Origin of the sequence: Streptococcus sp. 27098_8_75 (assembly GCF_041432475.1) — a bacterium.
Classification (GTDB): Bacteria; Bacillota; Bacilli; order Lactobacillales; family Streptococcaceae; genus Streptococcus; species Streptococcus gordonii.
The window spans coordinates 492740-514383 of the sequence record NZ_JAPVZR010000001.1 but is presented as its reverse complement, the minus strand read 5'-3'; the positions used below and the strand labels follow the sequence as shown (position 1 = coordinate 514383).

Here is a 21644-nt window from a genome sequence, read left to right as displayed (position 1 = left end):
GCTCCTAGAACGGATTATCTATTTTCCGAGGTTTTAGCTCAGACTCAGTTAAGACGCAAACACTGCAAAATTATCCAGCTTTATTATGAATGAGGAGGAAATCTATGACTTATCATTTTCAAAATCCCAGCGATGCAATCGTCAAGCATTATTTGAAAAACAGCAAAGTGATTGCTGTTGTCGGACTGTCTGACCGCGAAGAAACAACCAGCAACCGTGTGTCCAAAGAGATGCAAGAACGGGGCTATCGCATTATCCCTGTCAATCCGCGGGTAGCGGGCCGTCAGATTTTTGGTGAGACTGTTTATGCCAGTCTCAAAGACATTCCATTCCCAGTGGATATTGTCGATGTATACCGCCGCAGTGAATTTTTGCCGGATGTGGCGCATGATTTTCTGCAGGCTGATGCCAAGGTTTTCTGGGCTCAGTTGGGCTTGGAGAGTGAGGAAGCCGAGCAGATTTTGCGGGCAGCTGGTCGAGACGATATTGTCATGGACCGCTGTATTAAACGCGAGCATACCCGCTTGATTCTGGGCGAATAAGATGGCCAAGTTAGTTATCATTCGTGGCAATTCGGGCTCTGGCAAGTCTAGCCTGGCCAGAAAACTGCATGCTCACTACGGTCGAGGAACTCTCTTAATATCGCAGGATACGGTTAGACGGGACATGCTCAAGGAAAAGGTTGAGCCGGGAAATTTGTCTATTGACCTGACGGAAACGCTGGCTCGCTTCGGTTATGAACATGATCTGCTGGTTCTGGTAGAAGGGTTTTATGAGACAGACATATACGGACAGATGCTAGAGCTACTGCGGAATTTATTTGGTTCTCAGACTCTAGCGTATTACTATGATTTGACTTTTGAAGAAACGGTCCGCCGTCATCAGACCAGAGCGAAACAAGAAGAATTTACCCCAGCCGACATGAAGCGCTGGTGGAAAGAACGGGATTTCTTAGGCTGGGAAGAGGAAGTCTTTTTCACAGATGAGGATTCGCTTGAGACAGCTTTTCAGCGAATTTGTCAAGATTTAGACGGATTTTAATCTTTACCCAATTTTAAAAGTGACATTTCAGTTTAAGTGTCACTTTTTTTGTAGCCTCCTATTAAATTTAAAATATAATCAAAAAACTATTGACATATATGTTACAAAAGATTACAATTAAATTACAAAATATTTCTTTTGTTACAAAAAGGAGAATTAGCGATGAAGACTATAAAATTTACTCTTTTAGTTATTATGTCTTTAACGACTTGCTTCATTCTCAATGCTTGTGGGAATAAGCAAGAAAGTACTGCTAGAAGCTCAAGCAAGGTTACTCAGACTACCAAATCCAGCGAAAAATCAGCAACATCATCCACAAAGGAAAAGGCTACGGCCAACTCAAGTAGCCAGGATTCCAAAGCTAGTCAAAAAGAAGATACTCCCCCTTCCTCTGAGGCAGACCAGAGCAAAGACAGCACTAATCAACAGTCCAATTTCAACTTTGATGAATTGGCACAGGGAAACTTCGCTAGTCTTGCGGGAACTTGGCAAAATGACCAAGGAGACAAGCTGGTTATTTACAATAATGGGACAACGAACAAAGATGGGGCTATACTTTTAAAAGAAATACGTGATGGGCTATATATTGGAGAGTTCCGAGCCAAAAATTTGAGTGGGGCTCTATGTCTACTAGTGCCAGGTGGTATTCGTCTGCCAGATGCCTATAGTCAAGATGAGGCTGTACATCAAGTAGACGAAAATCAGGATCGTTTAATTATTGGTCAAAGTTCTGACGTAGCACTTCATCCATACTACCGAGTGGCAAATTAGTAAATGATGTGTATCTGTGAAAACAACTAATTGCCTGCAAAATGATCCTATTCACAGATTCAAAGACAAAGAAGGTTGAACATTGCTTTAGCCTTCTTTTTTCTAGTTCAGGTTTTAAAGTCCTCTTGTAAATGAGTCTTTTAGAAAAAGAGTTTTTTGCTAAAAGCATCAAATATCATAGTGACATCCATGTCCTGTTTTGAGCAAGGGGAAATCGGTATAATCTCAGTAGAAGGAGGAAAAAACAATGCTTCCAAAAAGATTAGAAGAAACACCGCTAGGTCTTACAACGATCGCTTTATATGATCATCATGGTAAGCTATTAGCCCGTTTCCAACGTTTGATCTCAGAGGGGCAGGATGGTATTTTTATTGAAAATATGATAGACAGTGCGATTTTTTATCGTATTTGCAAAAATGGAAAACCGATTATGATCCCACTTTTTTATGCAGGAGAAAAAAGATTCTCTATTTTCAAGATTACCATCATGTCAAGCAAGAGGATGAGATAACCCTACTACCTCATACGGAAGAATATATTTTTGATGGGAGTGAATATGATGGATAAGCAAATCTAGAATCATTTTTTGCTAAAATAATCTGTTTAATTTCCAAAAAACTGGTAGAATAAAAGAAAGCGTTTTAAAATAAACTAATGAGGCAGTAGCGATGAAAATTAGCTTAGAAGAAATCAAAAAAGTTGCCAATCAAGGGCCTTTCTATCCAGACTGGGATTCTCTTGCGACCTATCAGGTGCCCAACTGGTTCAAAGGAGCCAAGTTTGGGATTTTTGTCCATTGGGGGCTTTATAGTATCCCGGCTTTTGGGAGTGAGTGGTATTCTCGAAATATGTACATCCAAGGTACAGCCGAGTTTGAACATCACGTCAAAACCTATGGGTCCCACAAGGATTTTGGTTATAAGGATTTCATCCCTCTATTTACTGCTGAAAAATTTCAGGCGGAGGAGTGGGTACAGGTATTTAAAGAGGCTGGGGCGCGCTACATCTTTCCAGTAGCTGAGCATCATGATGGTTTCCAGCTTTATGAAAGTCAGCTCTCACCTTTTAATAGTGTGGAAATGGGGCCAAAGCGGGATATCTTACAGGAGTTAAAGCAGGCAACAGATCAAGCCCATCTTCATTTCTGTACTTCTTCCCATCGGGCTGAGCATCATTTTTTCTTCTCACATGGGAAAGAATTCGATAGTGACATTGCTAAAGAAGTCAGCCGAGATGAACTTTATTGGCCAGCTATGCCAGAGCCAGATCACCATGATTTATTTGGTCAGCCCTATCCTGATCAAGAATTTTTAGATGATTGGCTTTTGCGGACCTGTGAGCTTGTCCGAGATTATCAGCCAGAGATTTTGTACTTTGATTGGTGGATTCAACATATAGCCTTTAAAGAACATTTGAAACTTTTTGCGGCCTATTATTATAATTTGGGAGTTGCGACCGGTAAGCCGGCTAGTATTTGCTACAAGCACGATGCTCTGGCTTTTGGGTCTGGGATTGTTGAGATGGAACGCGGTGGCTTTGCGGAGATACAGCCTTTCACTTGGCAGACAGATACAGCTATCGCACGCAATTCTTGGGGCTACACAGAGCAACTGGATTATAAATCAGCTAAAGAAATCATCCAAACTTTGATCGATGTAGTTTCTAAAAATGGGAATCTCCTGCTCAATATCGGACCTAAAGGAGACGGTTCGATTCCTGAGAGAGATCAGGCTATCTTAAAGGAAATAGGAGCTTGGCTGGAGGTGAATGGCCCAGCGATATATGACTCCTATGCTTGGAGACAATTTGGAGAAGGGCCGACGCAGCCGGCTAGTGGACCATTTTCAGATGATGATACTGTAACCTATACTCATCAAGATTTCCGTTTTACAGCCAAGGGAGGTTCTGTTTATGTATTTGCAATGGAGCCAGTTATGGATCAATGGCTGACAGTAGAAGCCTTGGCGGATGAAAGGGAAAATCCCTCCTCTCGTTTTCACGGTATTATAAAAAGTGTCTCCTTGCTAGACTATGAAAAAGCACTGAAATGGGAGCAAACTTCTCAAGGTTTACGGATATTCTTGTCTGAAGTTGAGACTAATCTGCCATTGGTCTTTAAAGTCGAGCTGGCTTAAAATAGCGTACAAACAAAAAGCACTTCTGCCTTATGAACTACCCCCAATCGGTTAGATTTACTGTCTAACTTTTTGGGGTCAGTACACTCAAGCAGAGTTGCTTTTATTTTTTAGGGCTTTTAATTGCTCATAAAAGAGGACGGAGCTAGTATGGATATAGGGGATAACATAGATTCCAGCAAGACCAAGGGTCAGAAACATTAAAACCTGCCAGCCGATAAAGCTCACATCTAGTATAAAGCGTTTGTCTTTATATCCCTTCATCATAAGCCGGCTTTGACGAAGGACTTGAAGCGGACCTTGGTAAGTTCCTTCTTTAAGTTGATCGTAAAGAAGGAACTCAGCTTGCGAATAAGCATAACACTGAGGAAGGGAGATAATCAAGCCTAGAGTAACGAGAAGCAAGCCCAGAAACAGAGAAGGCGAGTAGTTGCTAATCTGCTGAATGGCTTGATCAGACAGTTGATTATTAGGAGCTTGATTGTAGATATAGAGGATGCGGTAGCTCGTAAATATAGAAATGACAGAGCCAACCCAAAGTAAAATACTCCAACAAAATAAAATCAGACGCTTGCAAAACAAAGTAAGTACAAGGGGAGTAAAGATTTGATTGGAAAAAGCACGCAGAGAGTCCGAAAACTTCAACTGTTCAGTTTGCCTGCGCAACAAATCAATTAAAGCATAGGACGCTGAAATGATAAAAAGAGAGATGACGAAATTGATAACTTGAGAGAAAAGACCGCGACTAACTTCAAGATAGAAAGCCTGTTTTAGATCAACTGACGCGAAATACTCCATCAAATCCTCTTGCGAATCACCCAAAAAATTGCTAAGCAACAAGATCATAATCGGGATGAAAAAGAGAAGTAGGAGTCCTGGTATTTTCCTTTGTAGGAGACGGGCTTCAGCCCTTAGTTGACGTAAATTCATAAAAACCTCCAGTAATGCTATCTATTATATCATACCCCGTGACAGACGGGGCTTTTTTTGATAAAATCATACAGTATCTTGTGGAATCTTCCACAAAAAATAAGATCTGGGACTGTCTTTCCCAGCGTCGGAGGTAAAAATGTCAGATTCACCGATTCAATATCGATTGATCAAAAAAGAAAAACACACAGGTGCCCGTCTGGGAGAGATTATCACACCTCACGGGACCTTCCCAACGCCTATGTTTATGCCGGTCGGCACTCAGGCGACAGTCAAGACCCAGTCACCAGAGGAACTCAAGCAAATGGGGTCGGGTATTATCTTGGCCAATACTTATCATCTCTGGCTACGTCCAGGCGATGAGCTAATTGCCCGTGCAGGTGGTCTGCACAAGTTCATGAACTGGGACCAACCTATTCTGACCGATAGTGGTGGTTTCCAGGTCTATTCTTTAGCTGATAGTCGAAACATCACAGAAGAAGGGGTAACCTTCAAGAACCACCTCAACGGTTCCAAGATGTTCCTATCGCCAGAAAAGGCTATCTCTATCCAGAACAATCTGGGCAGTGACATTATGATGTCCTTTGATGAATGCCCGCAGTTCTACCAGCCTTATGACTATGTCAAAAAGTCCATTGAGCGGACCAGCCGTTGGGCAGAGCGTGGACTCAAGGCCCACAGCCGTCCGCACGACCAAGGTCTCTTTGGTATTGTTCAGGGGGCTGGCTTTGAAGATTTGCGTCGCCAGTCTGCTCAAGACTTGGTCAGCATGGATTTCCCAGGCTACTCTATCGGAGGACTGGCTGTTGGTGAGTCTCACGAAGAGATGAATGCGGTGCTGGACTTCACAACACCTATGTTGCCTGAAAATAAGCCTCGTTATCTCATGGGAGTGGGAGCGCCAGATAGCTTGATTGATGGTGTTATCCGTGGTGTGGATATGTTTGACTGTGTTTTGCCGACTCGCATTGCCCGAAATGGTACCTGTATGACTAGCGAAGGACGATTAGTCGTCAAAAATGCCCAGTTTGAAGAAGATTTCACGCCATTGGATCATAACTGTGATTGCTACACTTGTACCAATTACACGCGGGCTTATATCCGCCATCTGCTCAAGGCTGACGAAACATTTGGTCTTCGCTTGACCAGTTACCACAATCTTTACTTCTTAGTAAACCTTATGAAGAAAGTTCGCCAAGCTATTATGGATGATAACTTGTTAGAATTCCGTGAAGATTTTATGGAGCGCTACGGCTATAATCGATCCAATCGGAATTTCTAAAAAACTTTAAGTTTTCTTTAAGTAAGGGAGTTTATGATATACCTATCCTAAAATTTTTCATAATCTCCTAAAAAGTCGCCAAGATTCTTGGTGGCTTTTTTTGGCTCTAAACATTATAATAGAGCAGAAGAGAATTTGAAAGATAACAGAAAATCTATGAACTATAGTCAAGAAGAAAAAGAATATTTTATGCAGGAGGCTTTGAAAGAGGCCAAAATTGCTTTAGAAAATGACGAGATTCCTATCGGTTGTGTCGTCGTAAAAGACGGTCAGATTATTGGTCGTGGGCATAATGCACGTGAGGAGTTGCAGCGGGCGGTTATGCATGCGGAAATTATGGCAATAGAAGAGGCGAATCAGCATGAGAATAGCTGGCGCTTGCTGGATACAACGCTTTTTGTGACCATTGAACCCTGTGTCATGTGTAGCGGAGCAATCGGCCTAGCACGTATACCTCATGTTGTCTACGGAGCACCAAATCAAAAGTTTGGTGCGGCTGGTAGCCTGTATGATATTTTAACAGATGAACGACTAAACCACCGAGTGGAGGTGGAGGCAGGTGTTCTCCAAGAAGAGTGCGCTCAAATCATGCAAGATTTTTTCAGAAATCGTCGCCAAAAGTAAAAAAATATGATATACTATTCATGGAGCAACAGTTTTGCGTGAAGCGGGTCAGGGGAGGAATCCAGCAGCCCTAAGCGAAGTGAACTGTGTGCTCTTTTCTATTGCTCTTGATGCGTCAAGTCCAAGGGACGCAGACGAATCCTAGAGCAATGGATGCAGTTTTTCCCGTTAGGGAAAAAGCTGTAAACCTATGATAGCCCTTAGTGAATCAAGTCCAACGGACGCGGATGAACTTAGGTGCATTGACGCAGTTCGAACAAAGTGAGAACTAGGTTCCGAAGTATAATGAATCAAGCCTAAAAGGTGCAGATGAATATTGGAGCAGCGAATCTAGTTTGAACGGACCTGAAATGAATTCAGCTGACATCCAATCTTAAGAAGCGTATTTGTTTTCTTGTCAATCAAAATTGTTCTTCTCAATAGGCCTAAAATTTGTTGACTTACGCAAACGAGTGCTCTCGGTTATGTCCTAAGGTTAGCTTATTTAGAAAAATAGTATAGAATATAAAATGTAAACGTTTTAAAATAGTGAAAGCACTTGCTTATTTTTTCTTAAAGCGTTATCATAAAAGAAAAGAACAATTGGAGGATAAACATGTCACATATTAAATTTGACTACTCAAAGGTGTTAGATAAATTTGTAGCACCACATGAACTAGATTATATGCAGCCTCAAGTGACTGCTGCAGATTCTGCTCTGCGAAATGGTACAGGTCCTGGGGCAGAAATGACTGGTTGGTTGAACTTGCCTGAAGAATATGACAAAGATGAATTTGCTCGTATTCAAAAGGCTGCTGCTAAAATCCAATCTGATAGTGAGGTATTGATCGTAATCGGTATTGGTGGTTCCTATTTAGGAGCTCGTGCAGCTATTGATTTCTTGAATAATTCTTTTGTAAATCTACAAAGCAAGGAAGAACGCAAGGCACCTCAAATCCTCTATGCTGGAAATTCTATTTCTTCAAGCTATTTGGCTGATTTGGTAGACTATGTATCAGACAAAGATTTCTCTGTCAACGTTATTTCTAAGTCAGGAACGACTACAGAGCCTGCTATTGCTTTCCGTGTCTTCAAAGAACTCTTGGTTAAGAAGTATGGTCAGGAAGAAGCAAATAAACGGATTTATGCAACTACAGACCGCGCTAAAGGTGCAGTTAAGGTTGAAGCAGATGCTAATGGCTGGGATACTTTTGTAGTGCCTGATAGTGTAGGTGGTCGTTTTACAGTATTGACAGCAGTGGGACTCTTGCCAATCGCAGCTGCAGGGGCTGATATCAGCAAGTTAATGGAAGGAGCAAATGCTGCTCGCAAGGCTTATGCTTCTGATAAGTTGGCTGAAAATGAAGCATATCAATATGCAGTTGTACGCAATATCTTGTACCGTAAAGGTTATCTGACAGAAGTTCTAGCTAACTATGAACCATCTCTGCAATACTTCTCTGAGTGGTGGAAGCAACTGGCTGGTGAGTCAGAAGGGAAAGACCAAAAAGGGATTTACCCAACTTCAGCCAACTTCTCAACAGACTTGCACTCTCTGGGACAATTTATCCAGGAAGGTACCCGTATCCTCTTTGAAACAGTTGTACGTGTAGATAAACCTCGCAAAAATGTGCTGATTCCTGAATTGGCAGAAGACTTGGACGGTCTTGGCTACTTGCAAGGAAAAGATGTTGACTTTGTCAATAAAAAAGCTACAGATGGAGTGCTGTTAGCACACACTGATGGTGGAGTTCCAAATATGTTTGTGACACTGCCTGAGCAAGATGAGTTCACTTTGGGCTACACTATTTACTTCTTTGAGTTGGCTATTGCTCTTTCTGGCTACCTGAATGGTATCAATCCATTTGACCAGCCTGGAGTTGAGGCTTATAAGAAAAACATGTTTGCCCTTCTTGGAAAACCAGGCTTTGAAGAGCTGGGTGCTGAGTTGAATGCACGCCTTTGATTCTTATATGCCTTGAGTTCATTTAGAGTATAAAAAGAGATCCACAAGTTCATTTCTTGTGGATTTTTTACTACAAGCCTCATAATTAGTTTATTATTTTTTTGAACAGTATAAAAAAGAGTGTCTTAATTCTTTTATGAAAGCGCTGTATAATTGCCTTGTAAATAAAATTTGAGAGGTATCAAAATGAATGATTGGTTAAACATAAAAGGCAAAACAGTTCTTGTGACTGGCGCGTCATCTGGGATCGGTAAGGCAATCGTTGAAGAATTGCTGGAATTAGGTGTCAATGTAGCGAATTTCGATCTTAGCGACAACGATTTGCGTCATCCAAATCTATTATTTGTGAAAGTTGATGTAACTTCTCGCTCTGAAGTAGAAGAGGGTGTTGCCAAAATAGTTGAAAGATTTGGCAATATTGATGCAGTGGTCAATAATGCAGGGATTAATATCCCTAGATTATTAATCGATGCAGAAAATCCTAAAGGTCCTTACGAATTGGACGATGAGACGTTCGAAAAAGTAACGATGATTAATCAAAAAGGTTTGTATCTGGTTAGTCAGGCAGTGGGACGTATTTTAGTGAAAAATGGAAAAGGTGTAATTGTGAACATGGCTTCAGAAGCAGGCTTGGAAGGTTCTGAAGGACAAAGTGCCTATGCTGCCACAAAAGCAGCAGTCTATAGTTACACTCGTTCATGGGCAAAAGAGCTGGGTAAGCATGGTGTACGTGTGGTTGGAATTGCTCCAGGAATTATGGAAGCTACGGGACTTCGAACTCTTTCTTATGAGGAAGCTCTTGCTTATACCCGTGGAAAGACGGTAGAAGATATTCGAGCTGGTTATGCTTCAACTTCAACAACTCCTTTGGGACGAAGTGGTAAACTACGGGAAGTAGCTGACCTTGTAGCATTCTATATTTCAGACCGTTCTAGCTATATAACTGGAGTCACTACAAATATTGCCGGAGGGAAAACTCGCGGTTAAAAAAATGAAGGTGAGGAAGAGAGTTGACCATAGTAAATCGATGGTATAACATTTTAGAAAAAATGGTCTCACAGCCAACTTATTCCTTAGTAGATATGCGCTCAGAGCTGGATATTAGTATGCAAACCTTGCAAAAGAGTATCCAACAATTAAATGATGTTTTGGCTCCGAGTATCCAGATTATCTCACAAGATGATAAGTTAATGTTAGAGGTGTATGACTATACTGAGTTGGAAGGGATTTTATCTGGTAGTTTAAAACGGGAGAGTGACTTCAATTCTTCCAGTAAAAGAATTGCCTATTTACTAAAACGTTTAATTAAGTCAACCTCCCCTCTTCTTATTGACGACTTGGCTGAGGAAGCAGGTGTTAGTAGAAGTACCCTTAATAAGGATTTAAAACAAGTAAAATCTTTGGCAGAGAGTTACTCTATCACTATTTCAGGAAAGCCCAACCGTGGGCTGGAGGTCTTGGGGTCCGAGCTGAATTTGCGCTTGCTCTATATTCACCAAGTGGCCCCTTACTTTGAAGGAAAGACACTCACCGAGGCAACATCTTCTTTTCTGGAGACGCTACTCCAGGAGTATAAAATCCCGAAAGAAACAAAGGAACTCCTTCGAAAGACAATTTCAATTATGGTGGAGCGTATTCATGCATCTAGGGTGTTGAGTTGCCCTATTCCTTACTATAGGAATGATTTAACAGAGACACCTTTGGTTGAAAAATTAATCTATCATATTGAGATGACTTATAAGATTTCCCTCAGTCAGTTTGAAATAGACTTTTTGTGTTTTCCGTTTAATATCCGTTTTATTGACACTTTAAGCAAGCCGTCTTATCAATCTGAACAGCTTGCAAACATTTTTCAAGGGATTGTCAAGAAAGTCAAAGAAACAATGTTGGTTAACTTTGATGATGAAGAATTATTTGAAGAAATCAAGTCTCATCTAGGCCCCTTAATCAATCGACTGATTTTCCATGTGCAAGCTAATGATATATTCCATGGCGAGGTTCAAACTCAATATCCTTTTGCTTTTGAAATGGCGAAAATTGCTGGAGAAGAACTATCTGCAATTTTTGGTTCTGAATTGGAATTATCTGAAATCGGATATCTGGCTTTGTATTTTGAAATGATTTTAAGAAAGCAAAACTCTGTTGTAAATGGTTCTCGCAAGCAGATAGCTGTAGTTTGCACAACAGGAAGAGGAACTGCTGCGATGATTATTCAGCAACTCAGACGAATCCTTGGAAATGATGTAGACATTACTCAGTATTCTGAAGAAGATTTTAATCTGGATTTGAATCAGGACTATTTCGCGATTTTTACGACAGTTCCTCTAAAATATAAAGATTCTAAATCTCCAGTCATTCAAGTTAATCATCTTTTTGATGATCAATGGCTGCAGGAAGAATGGCAGAGGGTCAATGCTTTTCATCAAAAAAATCTAGAAACAGTCAGCTTACGTTTTCTTCGGTTGAGTCCCCAAAAAACCTATCAGCAATACTTGCTAAATATGGTTGCAGAGTTAGAGAAACTTCAGATGATTGATGAAGGTTTTAGAAATCGGATAATTGATAGGGAGAAAAAACAATCAACCATTTTTGGTGGAGGAATTGCCTTCCCCCATACAATTAACCAGGGTTATGCAAAGACTATTTTAATGTTTGGAAAGCTAGAAGAGCCTTATCAAAAAGGAGATGATTGGATTGAATTTATCTTTCTAGTCGCCATTCCCTCAGAAATTGAAAGCAAAATGGAGAGTGAATTGCTGGAATTGTATGACGACATTTTTCGAATTGCAGGAGAGCCTTCTCTAAAAGAAGCATTGAGGGCTGTAGAAACAGAGACAGAGTTTCTATCATTTTCTAAGAGCAAAGGAGTATTTTAATGAATTCGCTAATAATTTTCGCTGTATTTGTCATGGCAGCTTATATATTTCAAATGTTCCTCGGCTGGCAGCAACTCAAAGACTTCAATAAGACCTATACGATGCTCCGAAGACTGGGGCGCGTAGCGATTGGCAGGAAGTCCGGAAGAATCAAATCCGGTACGATTGTCATGTTCGCGGTTGATGAAAACGGTCGGGTTCTTAAAGCTAGCAAAATGCAAGGAGTCACAATCTTAGCACGTTTTCAAAATATGGACGATTATGTTGGAGAAGACATCCATTATTTTGACAAGTATAATCCTCTTGTGAGAAAAGAAAATAAGTTGATGCAATCAGCCATAGAAGATGCTAGAAAAGTCTATCTTTGGCATGAGGCAGGTATTGAGAAAGAGACAAGTTCATCTGATTCTTTTCTGGGATTCGGCTTTTATGCGAATTACTTACAATTATCTATTAAACAGTTATTTAAAAAAAATAAGAAAGGGAGTTCCTTATGAATCACATTACAAATTTTGCAGAGAGTTTTATGAAACTCTTCCAATTAGGTGGAGAAACCTTTATTAGCTGGATGACAAATATTGTACCACTTGTCTTAATGCTATTGATTGCAATGAATACCCTTATCGCTTTCTTGGGAGAAGAGAAGGTCAATTCCCTGGCTAAGATTTCTGCTAAAAATCCTGTTAGCCGGTATATGATTTTACCTTTCATTTCAGCCTTTATGCTGGGGAATCCGATGGCAATCAGTATGGGACGTTTCTTACCAGAATATTATAAACCTAGTTTTGTAGCAGCTCAGATGCAGTTCTGCCATACTTCAAATGGTGTATTTCCGCATATCAATCCTGGGGAATTGTTTGTATGGATGGGAATTGCAACAGGAATTCAAACTTTAGGTTTAAGTCAAATGGACTTAGCCATTCGTTACATGCTTGTTGGGCTTGTCATGAACTTTGTAGGCGGTTGGGTGACCGATTTTACAACTGCTTATGTAGCAAAACAGCAAGGTGTTACCTTGAGTAAAACATTTGATTTATAGAAAGAGTGAAATTATGTCATATAAGAGTATAAAAGTTGTTAAAGGAAATGGCGGTTTCGGAGGACCTTTGGTCATTACACCTAGTGAAGCTAAGCATAAATTCATCTATATCACTGGCGGAGGAGAAAAGCCAGATATTGTGGATAAAATTGCTGATTTGACCGGTATGGAAGCTGTTAATGGGTTTAAAACTTCTATCCCAGATGAGGAAATTGCTTTAGCAATCGTGGATTGTGGCGGTACTCTTCGCTGTGGTATTTATCCTAAAAAGGGGATCCCTACAATAAATATTGTCGCTACAGGGAAAAGTGGGCCTCTAGCTCAATATATAACCGAGGAAATCTATGTGTCAGCAGTTGGCCTTAATCAAATTTCTGCTGCTAATGAAGACGAAAAAGCGACAACTGTGGTAACAGAAAAGCCAACTTACGATACTAGTAAAAAAATTACAGAGCAAAAAGCTGAAACAAGTATTGTAGCAAGAATTGGGATGGGCGCTGGGAAGGTCGTTGCGACTTTCAACCAGGCTGCTCGTGAAGCCATCCAAACAATGCTCAACACGATCATTCCTTTCATGGCCTTTGTTTCCTTGCTGATTGGGGTTATTCAAGGTTCAGGTGTTGGAAATTGGCTGGCAAAATTAATGGTTCCCCTAGCTGGGAACATCTGGGGACTCATTTTGATTGGCTTTATCTGTTCCTTGCCATTCCTATCTCCTTTGTTAGGCCCCGGAGCTGTTATCAGTCAGATTATTGGAACCTTAATTGGAGTTGAAATCGGCAAAGGGAATATTCCGCCCCAAATGGCTCTGCCAGCTATATTTGCTATCAACACTCAAAACGGTTGTGATTTCATTCCTGTAGCACTCGGTCTATCTGAAGCCAAGGCTGAAACAGTTGAGGTTGGTGTCCCTTCTGTGCTTTATTCACGCTTTCTCAATGGTGTTCCGCGGGTGCTAGTAGCTTGGATAGCTAGTATTGGCCTTTATCAGTAAACCTTTGATAGATGCACGTAAACATAGCAACTATTATGTTAAACTTATCTATAAGCATAAGTTTATGACAGATTTGAGAAAGGATGAATAGGAATTAGATGAAGAAAATTTTTGAAGCTAAAGTAATTCAAGTGGGGCCTGAAGCTCAGAATATGATTCAAGATGCCAATATGCTCATTTTGTTTGGAGAAGAAGCTCCGGAAGACTTAGCAGAGTATTGTTTTAAAATCGATAACAAAAATCTTCTAGGTGCAATACTAGAAGGTGGAAAGCTGGTGGTAGATAGTCAGGAATATTCGATTACTGCCGTAGGAAATGTAGTAGAAAAAAATTTAACTGGACTGGGCCATATCACGATTTCTTTTGATGGTTCAAAAGAGGGCAGCCTGCCGGGCACTCTCCATGTTGCAGCAGACCAAGCAGTAGTAATTGAAAAGGACTCTACCATTCAGATTTTCGAAACTGCTTGACCATAACAAAATTTAAAATCAAGCAATTTAGAAAAATAAAAGTCTAAAAAATTGATTCAGAGCTTGGACAAAAAGTCCAGGCTTCTGGGTCTAAATTAGAAAAAATAGATGACGCGGTGGTTGATTGGCATCTTCCTTCGCTTTTTAAGCCCCAAAGATTGCCTGATCAACTGTGGGGGGTGGGAAGATGAACTTTTTAACTTGTTTGAAGTTCTTTCCCACTCCCTTTTTGATAGGGAAAATAATTTATGTTTTAATATTGTAAAATTTGTCATTGTTTTTCAATGTTTTCGCAATATGACAAATCAACAAAATTTATAAGGATAAAAGCATGCCAGAAAAAGACGGTCAAGGTCAAGCGCAAAGAGCTTGAAGTCAATCAAACTAGCCAGCCAGTGCAAGGGAATTTCCAGCAGATGCATCCATAAGGTGTGCCTGAACAGAAGGAAAAGACCAAAAAGGTATTTACCCAACTTCAGCTAACTTCTCAACTGACTTGCACTCATTGGGTCAATTTATCCAAGAAGGAACTCGTATCATGTTTGAAACAGTTGTCCGTGTTGACAAACCACGTAAGAACGTGATCATACCTACTTTGGAAGAAGACCTTGACGGACTTGGTTACCTTCAAGGTAAAGACGTTGACTTTGTAAACAAAAAAGCGACTGACGGTGTTCTTCTTGCCCACACTGACGGTGATGTACCAAACATGTACGTGACTCTTCCAGAGCAAGATGCCTTCACTCTTGGCTACACTATCTACTTCTTCGAATTGGCCATCGCCCTTTCAGGTTACTTGAATGCCATCAACCCATTTGACCAACCAGGTGTTGAAGCCTACAAACGCAACATGTTTGCCCTTCTTGGAAAACCGGGATTTGAAGAATTGAGCAAAGAATTGAACGCTCGCCTTTAATAGACAAATGAAAGGACCTCGAAAGAGGTCTTTTTTGTATAGTCCACTTTATCTATTGGGGCGTTGGCCAATCTTGTGATTTTATGATATATTAGAACTATTACATTTAAATTTTGCACGTCAGACTTTATTCACGAAAGTGAGGAGAGTGGTGGGTGAAAATGGCTAGTAAAGGAGATGTTATGACAACAGAGGACAAAAAGCCTTTTAAATCGCAAGAAGGACAAACTGATCAACAACCTGATCAGAAAGAAAACAATTTAGTTTCTCAAGAGGAAAATCATCAAGAACGTCAATCGGAAGCTAAACGCGGTTGGATTAAGTTGATCACTTTCTCAGTCCTTGCTGCTTTTATTGCTGGACTGATTGGTGGAGGTGTTGGCTATCTTTGGGGACAATCATTCAAGTCCGAAGCTGATACTAGGCGATATAAACGTATAGAACGAGCCAAGGCTGAAGCTAAAGATACAGAAACTGGCTTTATCACAGAGAAAGACAGGGTTGTCTTTACTTTTTCTCTTAAAGATCTTGGCTTGTTGAAGTATAACAATAAGGATGGTCATGGATTAACTGCAGATCAAATTGTTAATACCTATGGATTAGCTTCTGGTGTGGATTATGAAAAGAAGGGGATTAAACTTTCTTGGGATAGATCGAAGTCTTCAAAAAGTCAAAGCGTCACTATGTATTTTGAAAAATCAGGTGACAATTATTATTTAAAGCATGTACAAGCTTATGCGCTAGGCGAATTCCATGATAAGCAGAAACTAGAAGATGAAGACGAAGATGAAGATGAAAAGGATACTGACAATTCAAAAGATTATAAATTGACAAATGAAGAGTTTAAAAGTCTGAAAAAAGGAGATTCAAAAACAGGCAAGGGAGGGACTCCTTTATCAGAATTATTGAAAAAACATGGACAATCTATCCAAATTGAAACGGAAAACGATATTACTGCTAATGGAGAAAAGTATATCTCTAATCGAGTGATTGCAAAGGTATTCTATGAAGTTGATGATGACTATAAGACATTACGATTCCTAGCACAACCGAATGGGGAATTCTTATACATTGGCACAGAACGAGATTAAGATAGAGGAGATAGATGAAAGATGAATATAAATCAATCACAGATACCATTTGACGTACCTGAAAATCGTGATCAAGAGAAAGCAGGAAAAAGGCGAATGCTTATTTGTATCACAGGTTTTGCTGTTTTGGGGCTGATAGTTGGTCTAATTTTTGGTTATTCTACAGGGGATATGAATCTGACCAAACGCCTCTATCCAATCATCAATTTAAAAGCTGATACGGGTAAATCAAAAAGAGATGTGGCAGCTGAATACATCAACCCCAAAGAGTCAGACTTTAGTTGGGATATCAATAATCTCACTACTCTTAAGTTTGGTTATTACGATAAGCCAGATTTAGGAACTCCCATAGAAGATATTCTTGATGAGTATGGTAAGGCTATAAAAGGTTCGTTTCGAGGAGATAGAATTGATTTAGAGTGGGGCGAGTTAGATGATTATGACCAGGATGAAGATAGTTTCTACTATCGCTCAATTCGTGAAATGGAGCTTGCCTTTAAGAAGGAAGGCGATCGCTACTACTTACAAAATATTTCTTATTCAGGTGATTACAGAAAGGCTAAAGCCGCTTATATGCCCTCTGATTATTATGATAAGCTGAAAGTGGGAGATCCAAAAACAGGTAAAGGCGGGGTTTCTTATAAGGAAGTCATCGGGGATAATGCAGTCTTATATCTGACGATGTCTGCAGGGGAAGATATTGAAACAGATGAAGTAATTACCAAAATGAGGATTCAATTCAACTCATCGGGTTCGGATGAGTACAAGTTGACCTTTGTTAAACAGGCGGATGGAGATTTCCTTTTAGCTAAAAAGGGAGCCGATTGAGAAGCGACTTAGTCTCGTTTACTTTGGAGGTTCCTGATAAGTATGAAGAGCGAGTAGCTTAAAGTTTGAATAAAATTTTTTGAAAGATCTGGAATGGAAATTCCAGGTCTTTATATGTTTAGTTGAAATTGATTCACTAATCTGCTCAGTAAATCTAAGAAGTGGAAGTTTTCCTTTCCTTGATTATATGTTACAATCAGGGGAGATGTAGCACTATTGGGATAGATTTTATATATTGATAACGAAGCGGGAGTTTACTTGAAGCATCTGAAAAGGCCTAGAATGTATATGAGATAGGTAAATGGATAGCAGGACATTGATTTGTCTTAGGGAGAAAAAAAGGTAAGAGAATGGAAAAAAGAGACTTAGAGAAATTACGAAGAGAACATAAGGATCGATTTGGCAAGGCGAAAGAATCTTCAAGAAGAAATTCTAATGAAGTGTCTAGTCCTGCGCCTCTAGCAAAGCGTAATGAGGAAGCCAAACCAACAAATGAAGCCATTTCGGAGAAGCCAGCTACACCAATATCGGAATTGAATACCAAGGACGTACAAAAACCGAAACTGAAACAAAATTTAGGTTCTAGGAATTTAGATCATCAATCAAAGGCTAAAGAAGCAAGAATACAAAGGATTAAACCGACTTCTCGTTTCTCTTCAAAGTTAATTGCTGTAGCAGTATTAACGCTTGTTATAGGACTCTTTATCTTAATTGGGAAGGGACTCAATTCTCATAAAGATGATCAGGCAATGGGAGCAGAGTCAAAGTATAGTTCTCCAAATGCTAAGGCTTTGGATTGGGAGAGGATTGACTTTGTAAAGTATAAGATTGAAAATGATGGGACTAGAAACCTTCACGTCTCTGATTTTGTTCGTCAATATGGTTTAGCCCAAACTAGCAACGAAATGAAAGTGGGCAAAAAGGACAAATTGCTATCACTGACTTATAATTTAAAAGGCGGAGGCGTGGCTGTTATTCAATTCTGGAACAGAGGTTCTGGTCCACATCTTGTCAGTGTTTCTTATGATACTACTCAAAAAGAATATCTGACGGATGAGAGGCTTGCCTTTCTTAGAGGGATTAGCCCAGATGAAGAAAAAGGCATCACGGATATAGAGATAGTTGATCAAGTGGGAGTTCCCAAAAGGTATTATAAATCGAACATTGAAGGCTACTCTATTTTGAATATGGCCTACCAAACAAAGGATAAAACCTTCGTCCTTTTGGAATTTGCAAGGGACAAGGATGGAAAGTTTCATTTAAAAAAGGTCCAAGAATCCAAAAACGATTTCGATGTCTAGTAAAGTTCAAACTGACTGACCGAATTATGTTATAATAGAAAACATTAGATAGCTAGGAGAGACTTGCCTCTTTCCTAGTTCAAAAAATAGAAAGAACAAAGAGGTGCTATTATGTCTGCTACTAAAATGAATGCTCAAGAAATCATCAAATTTATCGCTGACGCCAAGAAAAAGACTCCCGTCAAGGTAACCTTTAACGGAGAATTGCACGGTACCATTCCTTGGTCTGTTGTGAAATTAGGCAATGTTCTTTTTGGAGACTGGGAAGAAATCAAGCCCCTCCTAGTGAACTTAGAGGAAAATAAGACCTATGTCGTTGAGCAAGATGCTCGTAACTCGGCTGTGCCACTTTTGGACAAGCGCGACATCAATGCCCGTATCGAGCCGGGTGCTATTATCCGAGATCAAGTTGAGATTGGTGACAATGCTGTTATCATGATGGGAGCAGTCATCAATATTGGTGCAGAGATTGGCGCTGGAACTATGATTGATATGGGTGCCATATTAGGTGGTCGAGCTATTGTCGGAAAAAATAGCCACGTCGGTGCAGGTGCAGTTCTAGCGGGAGTCATTGAGCCAGCTAGCGCAGATCCAGTTCGGGTCGGAGATAATGTGCTGATTGGTGCTAATGCGGTTGTAATCGAAGGTGTACAAATTGGCAGTGGCTCCGTTGTTGCGGCTGGTGCGATTGTGACTCAGGATGTTCCTGAAAATGTAGTGGTTGCTGGTGTTCCAGCTCGAATTATCAAGACCATTGATGAGAAGACCCAGCAGAAGACAGCTCTAGAAGACGCTCTTCGCACACTTTAATATTGCATAAATAACAGTGCCGCGCCCGAAGTTGATTGGGTGCGGTCAGATTTTATCTGGTTTGACAAGACAATAAAGGAAAGAAACAATGCTTGATTATCTAAAAATTCGCCGAGATTTACACCAAATACCAGAGATCGGTCTGGAAGAATACAAGACTCATGCTTACCTCATGCAGGTCATTGATGGACTGACAGCAGGTCTAGACTTTGTGGAAATCCGAACTTGGCGAACTGGTATTTTGGTCTTTATCAAGGGCAGTTCACCGGATAAGACGATTGGCTGGCGGACAGATATTGATGGTCTTCCGATTGTCGAGGAGACAGGTCTGGACTTTGCTAGTACCCATGAAGGCCGAATGCATGCCTGCGGACACGATATGCACATGACGGTCGCTCTAGGTCTGCTGGAGCAAGCTTTGAGCGCTCAGCCTACCCACAATCTGCTTTTTCTCTTTCAGCCTGCTGAGGAAAATGAAGCTGGCGGAATGCTCATGTATGAAGACGATGCTTTTGGCGATTGGCTGCCAGATGAGTTTTATGGCCTCCATGTGCGACCGGATCTCAAAGTTGGTGATATTGCCACTAACAGAGGAACCCTCTTTGCTGGTACCTGTGAAGTCAAGCTGACCTTTAGAGGGAAGGGCGGTCATGCTGCTTTTCCTCATGAAGCCAATGATGCTTTGGTGGCGGCTAGCTACTTCATCACCCAAGTGCAGACCATCGTCAGCCGCAATGTCGATCCTATCGAGGGAGCGGTTGTAACCTTTGGTTCGCTCCATGCTGGCACAACCAACAATGTCATCGCAGAAACGGCCTTTTTGCATGGTACCATTCGGACTCTGACTCAGGAGATGAACCTCTTGACCCAGAAACGCTTACGAGAAATAGCAGAGGGCATAGCCCAAGGTTTCGGTCTGGAATTGGACTTGGAGCTCAAGCAAGGTGGTTATCTGCCTGTAGAAAATCATCCTGATCTGGCAGGTGAACTGATGGACTTTTTCCAGAAGGAAGACGGAGTGGAGCTGATTGATATTGCTCCGGCGATGACAGGTGAGGACTTCGGCTATCTACTCAGCAAGGTCAAGGGCGTCATGTTCTGGCTAGGAGTGGACAGTCCCTATGCCCTTCATCATCCAAAGATGACACCGGATGAGGCGGCACTGCCCTTTGCTATTGAAAAGATTGGGAAATTCCTAGATTATAAAGTCAATGACAGATAAGAAAAGAGGAACGCGTTGCATGAAAAAAGAGCTGAGACAAACTGTACTGAACCAGATGAAGAGTCTTTCAGAAAAAGAAAAAGAGCAGGCAGATGGCTGGCTGACCCAGCACATGCTCCAGTCAAGAGCTTATCAAGAAGCTAAAGTCATCGCAACTTATCTTTCTATGCCACATGAAGTCTCTACCGCAGACTTTATCAAGCAGGCTCAGTTGGACGGCAAGCGGGTTTTAGTACCCAAAACCTATGGCCAGGGGCGGATGATATTTGTTGATTATGATGAAAGTCGCCTACAAAAAAGCTCCTTTGGTCTTATGGAGCCGATAAGTGAAGAGGCTGTGGATAAGACAGAAATTGATCTGATTCATGTGCCAGGTGTGGTCTTCAATTCTCAAGGATTTCGGATCGGTTACGGCGGTGGCTACTATGACCGTTATCTGGCTGATTTTTCTGGTGCTAGTGTCAGTACGCTTTATCAAATTCAGCTAGCGAATTTTAAACCGGATCTGCATGATGTCTCGGTAAAGGAGTTAATCATATATGAAACAAATCTACGATAGAAACTACCCAGTGACAAGTATTTTATTGATCATAACGAGCCTTGTCTTTGCTTTAATGTTTCTTTTCTACGGTTTCCAATATAGTAGTACGGAAGCCTTGTATCGCTTTGGGGCAGTACATGGCTATACAATCCAAGAGATACCTATAGAGTTTTGGCGAGTTTTTGCTGCTATTTTTGTCCATATTGGTTTAGAGCATTTTGTGGTCAATATGCTCACTCTGTATTTCCTTGGCCGTCAGATAGAAGATATTTTCGGACCATGGAAATTCTTATTGCTCTATCTCATGTCTGGGGTGATGGGGAATCTATTCGTCGTATATTTTTCACCAAACAGTCTGGCTGCAGGAGCCTCTACATCGCTTTTTGGTCTCTTTGCGTCAGTCGTCGTTCTGCGCTATGCCACACGAAACTACTATCTTCAGCAGTTGGGGCAATCCTATATGAGCCTACTGGCTGTCAATCTAATCATGAGTTTCTTACCAGGAATCAGTCTTTCTGGTCACTTAGGTGGTCTTGTTGGTGGAGCTTTAGGTGCGGTGATTCTACCAGTTTCAGGCGAACGCAATGCATTTAGTAAGCCACAAAGATTTTTAGCCCTAATAGTCTATCTGGGATTAGCAGCCATTTTGATTTTTATGACTTTTCAAAGACCAATTTTTTAAGAAAATCAAGCTAAGTACCGCTTTAAATAGCGGTGTTTTTTTATAATTATAACTTTTGATAAAATGTGAAATTCTAATCATTTGATGTATCAATATTTTATAAAATGGACTCTTATTCAGTTCTAGCAAAAATAAATTAGTAAATT

At 40.7% G+C, this 21644-nt stretch carries 22 protein-coding genes, 1 other RNA gene and 1 pseudogene; 23 read left to right on the top strand and 1 reads right to left on the bottom strand.

All coding sequences use genetic code 11. From position 1 onward, the window contains the following. Window positions 1–104 precede the first annotated feature (104 nt). The 5 genes from O3640_RS02405 (at window position 105) to O3640_RS02385 (ending at window position 3947) form a co-directional block, all read left to right on the top strand. A complete protein-coding gene (locus O3640_RS02405; protein ID WP_125396782.1) occupies window positions 105–542 on the top strand; it encodes a CoA-binding protein in 438 nt (145 codons plus the stop codon). A 1-nt stretch (window position 543) separates the two neighbouring features. After that, window positions 544–1041, top strand: coding sequence for a kinase (locus tag O3640_RS02400; RefSeq protein ID WP_061583164.1), 498 nt, complete (start codon window positions 544–546; stop codon window positions 1039–1041). 162 nt (window positions 1042–1203) lie between these two features. Beyond that, a complete protein-coding gene (locus O3640_RS02395; RefSeq protein WP_061599862.1) occupies window positions 1204–1812 on the top strand; it encodes a DUF6287 domain-containing protein in 609 nt (202 codons plus the stop codon). A 247-nt stretch (window positions 1813–2059) separates the two neighbouring features. Then, complete coding sequence (locus tag O3640_RS02390) at window positions 2060–2323, top strand: hypothetical protein (RefSeq protein ID WP_125396783.1); 264 nt, start codon at window positions 2060–2062, stop codon at window positions 2321–2323. A gap of 157 nt (window positions 2324–2480) precedes the next feature. Then, window positions 2481–3947 (top strand): alpha-L-fucosidase, encoded by a 1467-nt coding sequence (locus tag O3640_RS02385; RefSeq protein WP_125396784.1) that lies wholly within the window; start codon window positions 2481–2483, stop codon window positions 3945–3947. A gap of 87 nt (window positions 3948–4034) precedes the next feature. On the opposite strand, the gene O3640_RS02380 is transcribed toward O3640_RS02385, so the two are convergent. Continuing rightward, window positions 4035–4877, bottom strand: a complete 843-nt coding sequence (locus tag O3640_RS02380; RefSeq protein ID WP_125396785.1) for a DUF975 family protein — start codon at window positions 4875–4877, stop codon at window positions 4035–4037. Between the two features lie 139 nt (window positions 4878–5016). Between O3640_RS02380 and tgt the strand changes: the two genes are divergently transcribed. From tgt to O3640_RS02290, 18 genes and pseudogenes are all read left to right on the top strand, one after another. Beyond that, the gene (gene tgt / locus O3640_RS02375) at window positions 5017–6159 is read left to right on the top strand and encodes a tRNA guanosine(34) transglycosylase Tgt (RefSeq protein WP_045505222.1); all 1143 of its coding nucleotides are present in this window, start codon (window positions 5017–5019) and stop codon (window positions 6157–6159) included. Between the two features lie 156 nt (window positions 6160–6315). Further along, the gene (gene tadA / locus O3640_RS02370) at window positions 6316–6783 is read left to right on the top strand and encodes a tRNA adenosine(34) deaminase TadA (RefSeq protein ID WP_048775963.1); all 468 of its coding nucleotides are present in this window, start codon (window positions 6316–6318) and stop codon (window positions 6781–6783) included. Window positions 6784–6795: 12 nt separating this feature from the next. Next, an RNA gene (gene ffs, locus O3640_RS02365) (signal recognition particle sRNA small type) lies at window positions 6796–6893 on the top strand. A gap of 485 nt (window positions 6894–7378) precedes the next feature. Next, entirely contained in the window at window positions 7379–8728 is a 1350-nt protein-coding gene (locus O3640_RS02360) for a glucose-6-phosphate isomerase (protein WP_008808173.1), read from the top strand. A 186-nt stretch (window positions 8729–8914) separates the two neighbouring features. After that, window positions 8915–9715: an SDR family oxidoreductase gene (locus O3640_RS02355; protein WP_001000837.1), complete on the top strand. Its 801-nt coding sequence runs from the start codon at window positions 8915–8917 to the stop codon at window positions 9713–9715. A gap of 62 nt (window positions 9716–9777) precedes the next feature. After that, window positions 9778–11604: a PRD domain-containing protein gene (locus O3640_RS02350; RefSeq protein ID WP_080713450.1), complete on the top strand. Its 1827-nt coding sequence runs from the start codon at window positions 9778–9780 to the stop codon at window positions 11602–11604. Next, window positions 11604–12101: a transcriptional regulator GutM gene (locus tag O3640_RS02345; protein ID WP_001086645.1), complete on the top strand. Its 498-nt coding sequence runs from the start codon at window positions 11604–11606 to the stop codon at window positions 12099–12101. Before O3640_RS02350 ends, O3640_RS02345 begins: the two co-directional genes overlap by 1 nt. Next, window positions 12098–12643 carry a PTS glucitol/sorbitol transporter subunit IIC gene (locus O3640_RS02340; protein WP_001015684.1) on the top strand — a complete coding sequence of 182 codons (546 nt, stop codon included), beginning with the start codon at window positions 12098–12100 and terminating at the stop codon, window positions 12641–12643. The genes O3640_RS02345 and O3640_RS02340 overlap by 4 nt, the downstream gene beginning before the upstream one ends. A 13-nt stretch (window positions 12644–12656) precedes the next feature. Continuing rightward, window positions 12657–13637: a PTS glucitol/sorbitol transporter subunit IIB gene (locus O3640_RS02335; RefSeq protein ID WP_020992831.1), complete on the top strand. Its 981-nt coding sequence runs from the start codon at window positions 12657–12659 to the stop codon at window positions 13635–13637. A gap of 98 nt (window positions 13638–13735) precedes the next feature. Continuing rightward, a complete protein-coding gene (locus tag O3640_RS02330) occupies window positions 13736–14107 on the top strand; it encodes a PTS glucitol/sorbitol transporter subunit IIA (RefSeq protein WP_008808177.1) in 372 nt (123 codons plus the stop codon). Window positions 14108–14546: 439 nt separating this feature from the next. Beyond that, window positions 14547–15023: pseudogene (gene pgi, locus O3640_RS02325) on the top strand (glucose-6-phosphate isomerase); the annotation flags it as partial. A gap of 182 nt (window positions 15024–15205) precedes the next feature. Beyond that, window positions 15206–16114 carry a hypothetical protein gene (locus tag O3640_RS02320; protein WP_045772988.1) on the top strand — a complete coding sequence of 303 codons (909 nt, stop codon included), beginning with the start codon at window positions 15206–15208 and terminating at the stop codon, window positions 16112–16114. 21 nt (window positions 16115–16135) lie between these two features. Beyond that, the gene (locus O3640_RS02315; protein ID WP_045772678.1) at window positions 16136–16942 is read left to right on the top strand and encodes a hypothetical protein; all 807 of its coding nucleotides are present in this window, start codon (window positions 16136–16138) and stop codon (window positions 16940–16942) included. A gap of 350 nt (window positions 16943–17292) precedes the next feature. Beyond that, the gene (locus tag O3640_RS02310) at window positions 17293–18243 is read left to right on the top strand and encodes a hypothetical protein (RefSeq protein ID WP_125392575.1); all 951 of its coding nucleotides are present in this window, start codon (window positions 17293–17295) and stop codon (window positions 18241–18243) included. Between the two features lie 111 nt (window positions 18244–18354). Beyond that, on the top strand, window positions 18355–19053 hold the full coding sequence (gene dapD / locus O3640_RS02305; protein WP_045772680.1) for a 2,3,4,5-tetrahydropyridine-2,6-dicarboxylate N-acetyltransferase: 699 nt from the start codon (window positions 18355–18357) through the stop codon (window positions 19051–19053). Window positions 19054–19141: 88 nt separating this feature from the next. Continuing rightward, entirely contained in the window at window positions 19142–20275 is a 1134-nt protein-coding gene (locus O3640_RS02300) for an N-acetyldiaminopimelate deacetylase (protein ID WP_195321527.1), read from the top strand. Window positions 20276–20294: 19 nt separating this feature from the next. Beyond that, window positions 20295–20834 carry a 5-formyltetrahydrofolate cyclo-ligase gene (locus tag O3640_RS02295; RefSeq protein ID WP_048775952.1) on the top strand — a complete coding sequence of 180 codons (540 nt, stop codon included), beginning with the start codon at window positions 20295–20297 and terminating at the stop codon, window positions 20832–20834. Continuing rightward, window positions 20815–21498 (top strand): rhomboid family intramembrane serine protease, encoded by a 684-nt coding sequence (locus tag O3640_RS02290; protein ID WP_125396788.1) that lies wholly within the window; start codon window positions 20815–20817, stop codon window positions 21496–21498. Before O3640_RS02295 ends, O3640_RS02290 begins: the two co-directional genes overlap by 20 nt. Window positions 21499–21644: the final 146 nt, after the last annotated feature.

Excerpts from the sequence above, each read along its gene's own strand:
- O3640_RS02290 (WP_125396788.1), top strand. The coding sequence starts at position 20,815 with ATGAAACAAATCTACGATAGAAACTACCCAGTGACAAGTATTTTATTG.
- O3640_RS02390 (WP_125396783.1), top strand. The coding sequence starts at position 2,060 with ATGCTTCCAAAAAGATTAGAAGAAACACCGCTAGGTCTTACAACGATC.
- tadA (WP_048775963.1), top strand. The coding sequence starts at position 6,316 with ATGAACTATAGTCAAGAAGAAAAAGAATATTTTATGCAGGAGGCTTTG.
- O3640_RS02345 (WP_001086645.1), top strand. The coding sequence starts at position 11,604 with ATGAATTCGCTAATAATTTTCGCTGTATTTGTCATGGCAGCTTATATA.
- O3640_RS02330 (WP_008808177.1), top strand. The coding sequence starts at position 13,736 with ATGAAGAAAATTTTTGAAGCTAAAGTAATTCAAGTGGGGCCTGAAGCT.
- O3640_RS02320 (WP_045772988.1), top strand. The coding sequence starts at position 15,206 with ATGACAACAGAGGACAAAAAGCCTTTTAAATCGCAAGAAGGACAAACT.
- O3640_RS02355 (WP_001000837.1), top strand. The coding sequence starts at position 8,915 with ATGAATGATTGGTTAAACATAAAAGGCAAAACAGTTCTTGTGACTGGC.
- O3640_RS02380 (WP_125396785.1), bottom strand. The coding sequence starts at position 4,877 with ATGAATTTACGTCAACTAAGGGCTGAAGCCCGTCTCCTACAAAGGAAA.
- O3640_RS02350 (WP_080713450.1), top strand. The coding sequence starts at position 9,778 with ATGGTCTCACAGCCAACTTATTCCTTAGTAGATATGCGCTCAGAGCTG.
- O3640_RS02385 (WP_125396784.1), top strand. The coding sequence starts at position 2,481 with ATGAAAATTAGCTTAGAAGAAATCAAAAAAGTTGCCAATCAAGGGCCT.
- O3640_RS02315 (WP_045772678.1), top strand. The coding sequence starts at position 16,136 with ATGAATATAAATCAATCACAGATACCATTTGACGTACCTGAAAATCGT.
- O3640_RS02360 (WP_008808173.1), top strand. The coding sequence starts at position 7,379 with ATGTCACATATTAAATTTGACTACTCAAAGGTGTTAGATAAATTTGTA.
- dapD (WP_045772680.1), top strand. The coding sequence starts at position 18,355 with ATGTCTGCTACTAAAATGAATGCTCAAGAAATCATCAAATTTATCGCT.
- O3640_RS02310 (WP_125392575.1), top strand. The coding sequence starts at position 17,293 with ATGGAAAAAAGAGACTTAGAGAAATTACGAAGAGAACATAAGGATCGA.
- O3640_RS02335 (WP_020992831.1), top strand. The coding sequence starts at position 12,657 with ATGTCATATAAGAGTATAAAAGTTGTTAAAGGAAATGGCGGTTTCGGA.
- O3640_RS02400 (WP_061583164.1), top strand. The coding sequence starts at position 544 with ATGGCCAAGTTAGTTATCATTCGTGGCAATTCGGGCTCTGGCAAGTCT.
- O3640_RS02300 (WP_195321527.1), top strand. The coding sequence starts at position 19,142 with ATGCTTGATTATCTAAAAATTCGCCGAGATTTACACCAAATACCAGAG.
- O3640_RS02340 (WP_001015684.1), top strand. The coding sequence starts at position 12,098 with ATGAATCACATTACAAATTTTGCAGAGAGTTTTATGAAACTCTTCCAA.
- tgt (WP_045505222.1), top strand. The coding sequence starts at position 5,017 with ATGTCAGATTCACCGATTCAATATCGATTGATCAAAAAAGAAAAACAC.
- O3640_RS02295 (WP_048775952.1), top strand. The coding sequence starts at position 20,295 with ATGAAAAAAGAGCTGAGACAAACTGTACTGAACCAGATGAAGAGTCTT.
- O3640_RS02405 (WP_125396782.1), top strand. The coding sequence starts at position 105 with ATGACTTATCATTTTCAAAATCCCAGCGATGCAATCGTCAAGCATTAT.
- O3640_RS02395 (WP_061599862.1), top strand. The coding sequence starts at position 1,204 with ATGAAGACTATAAAATTTACTCTTTTAGTTATTATGTCTTTAACGACT.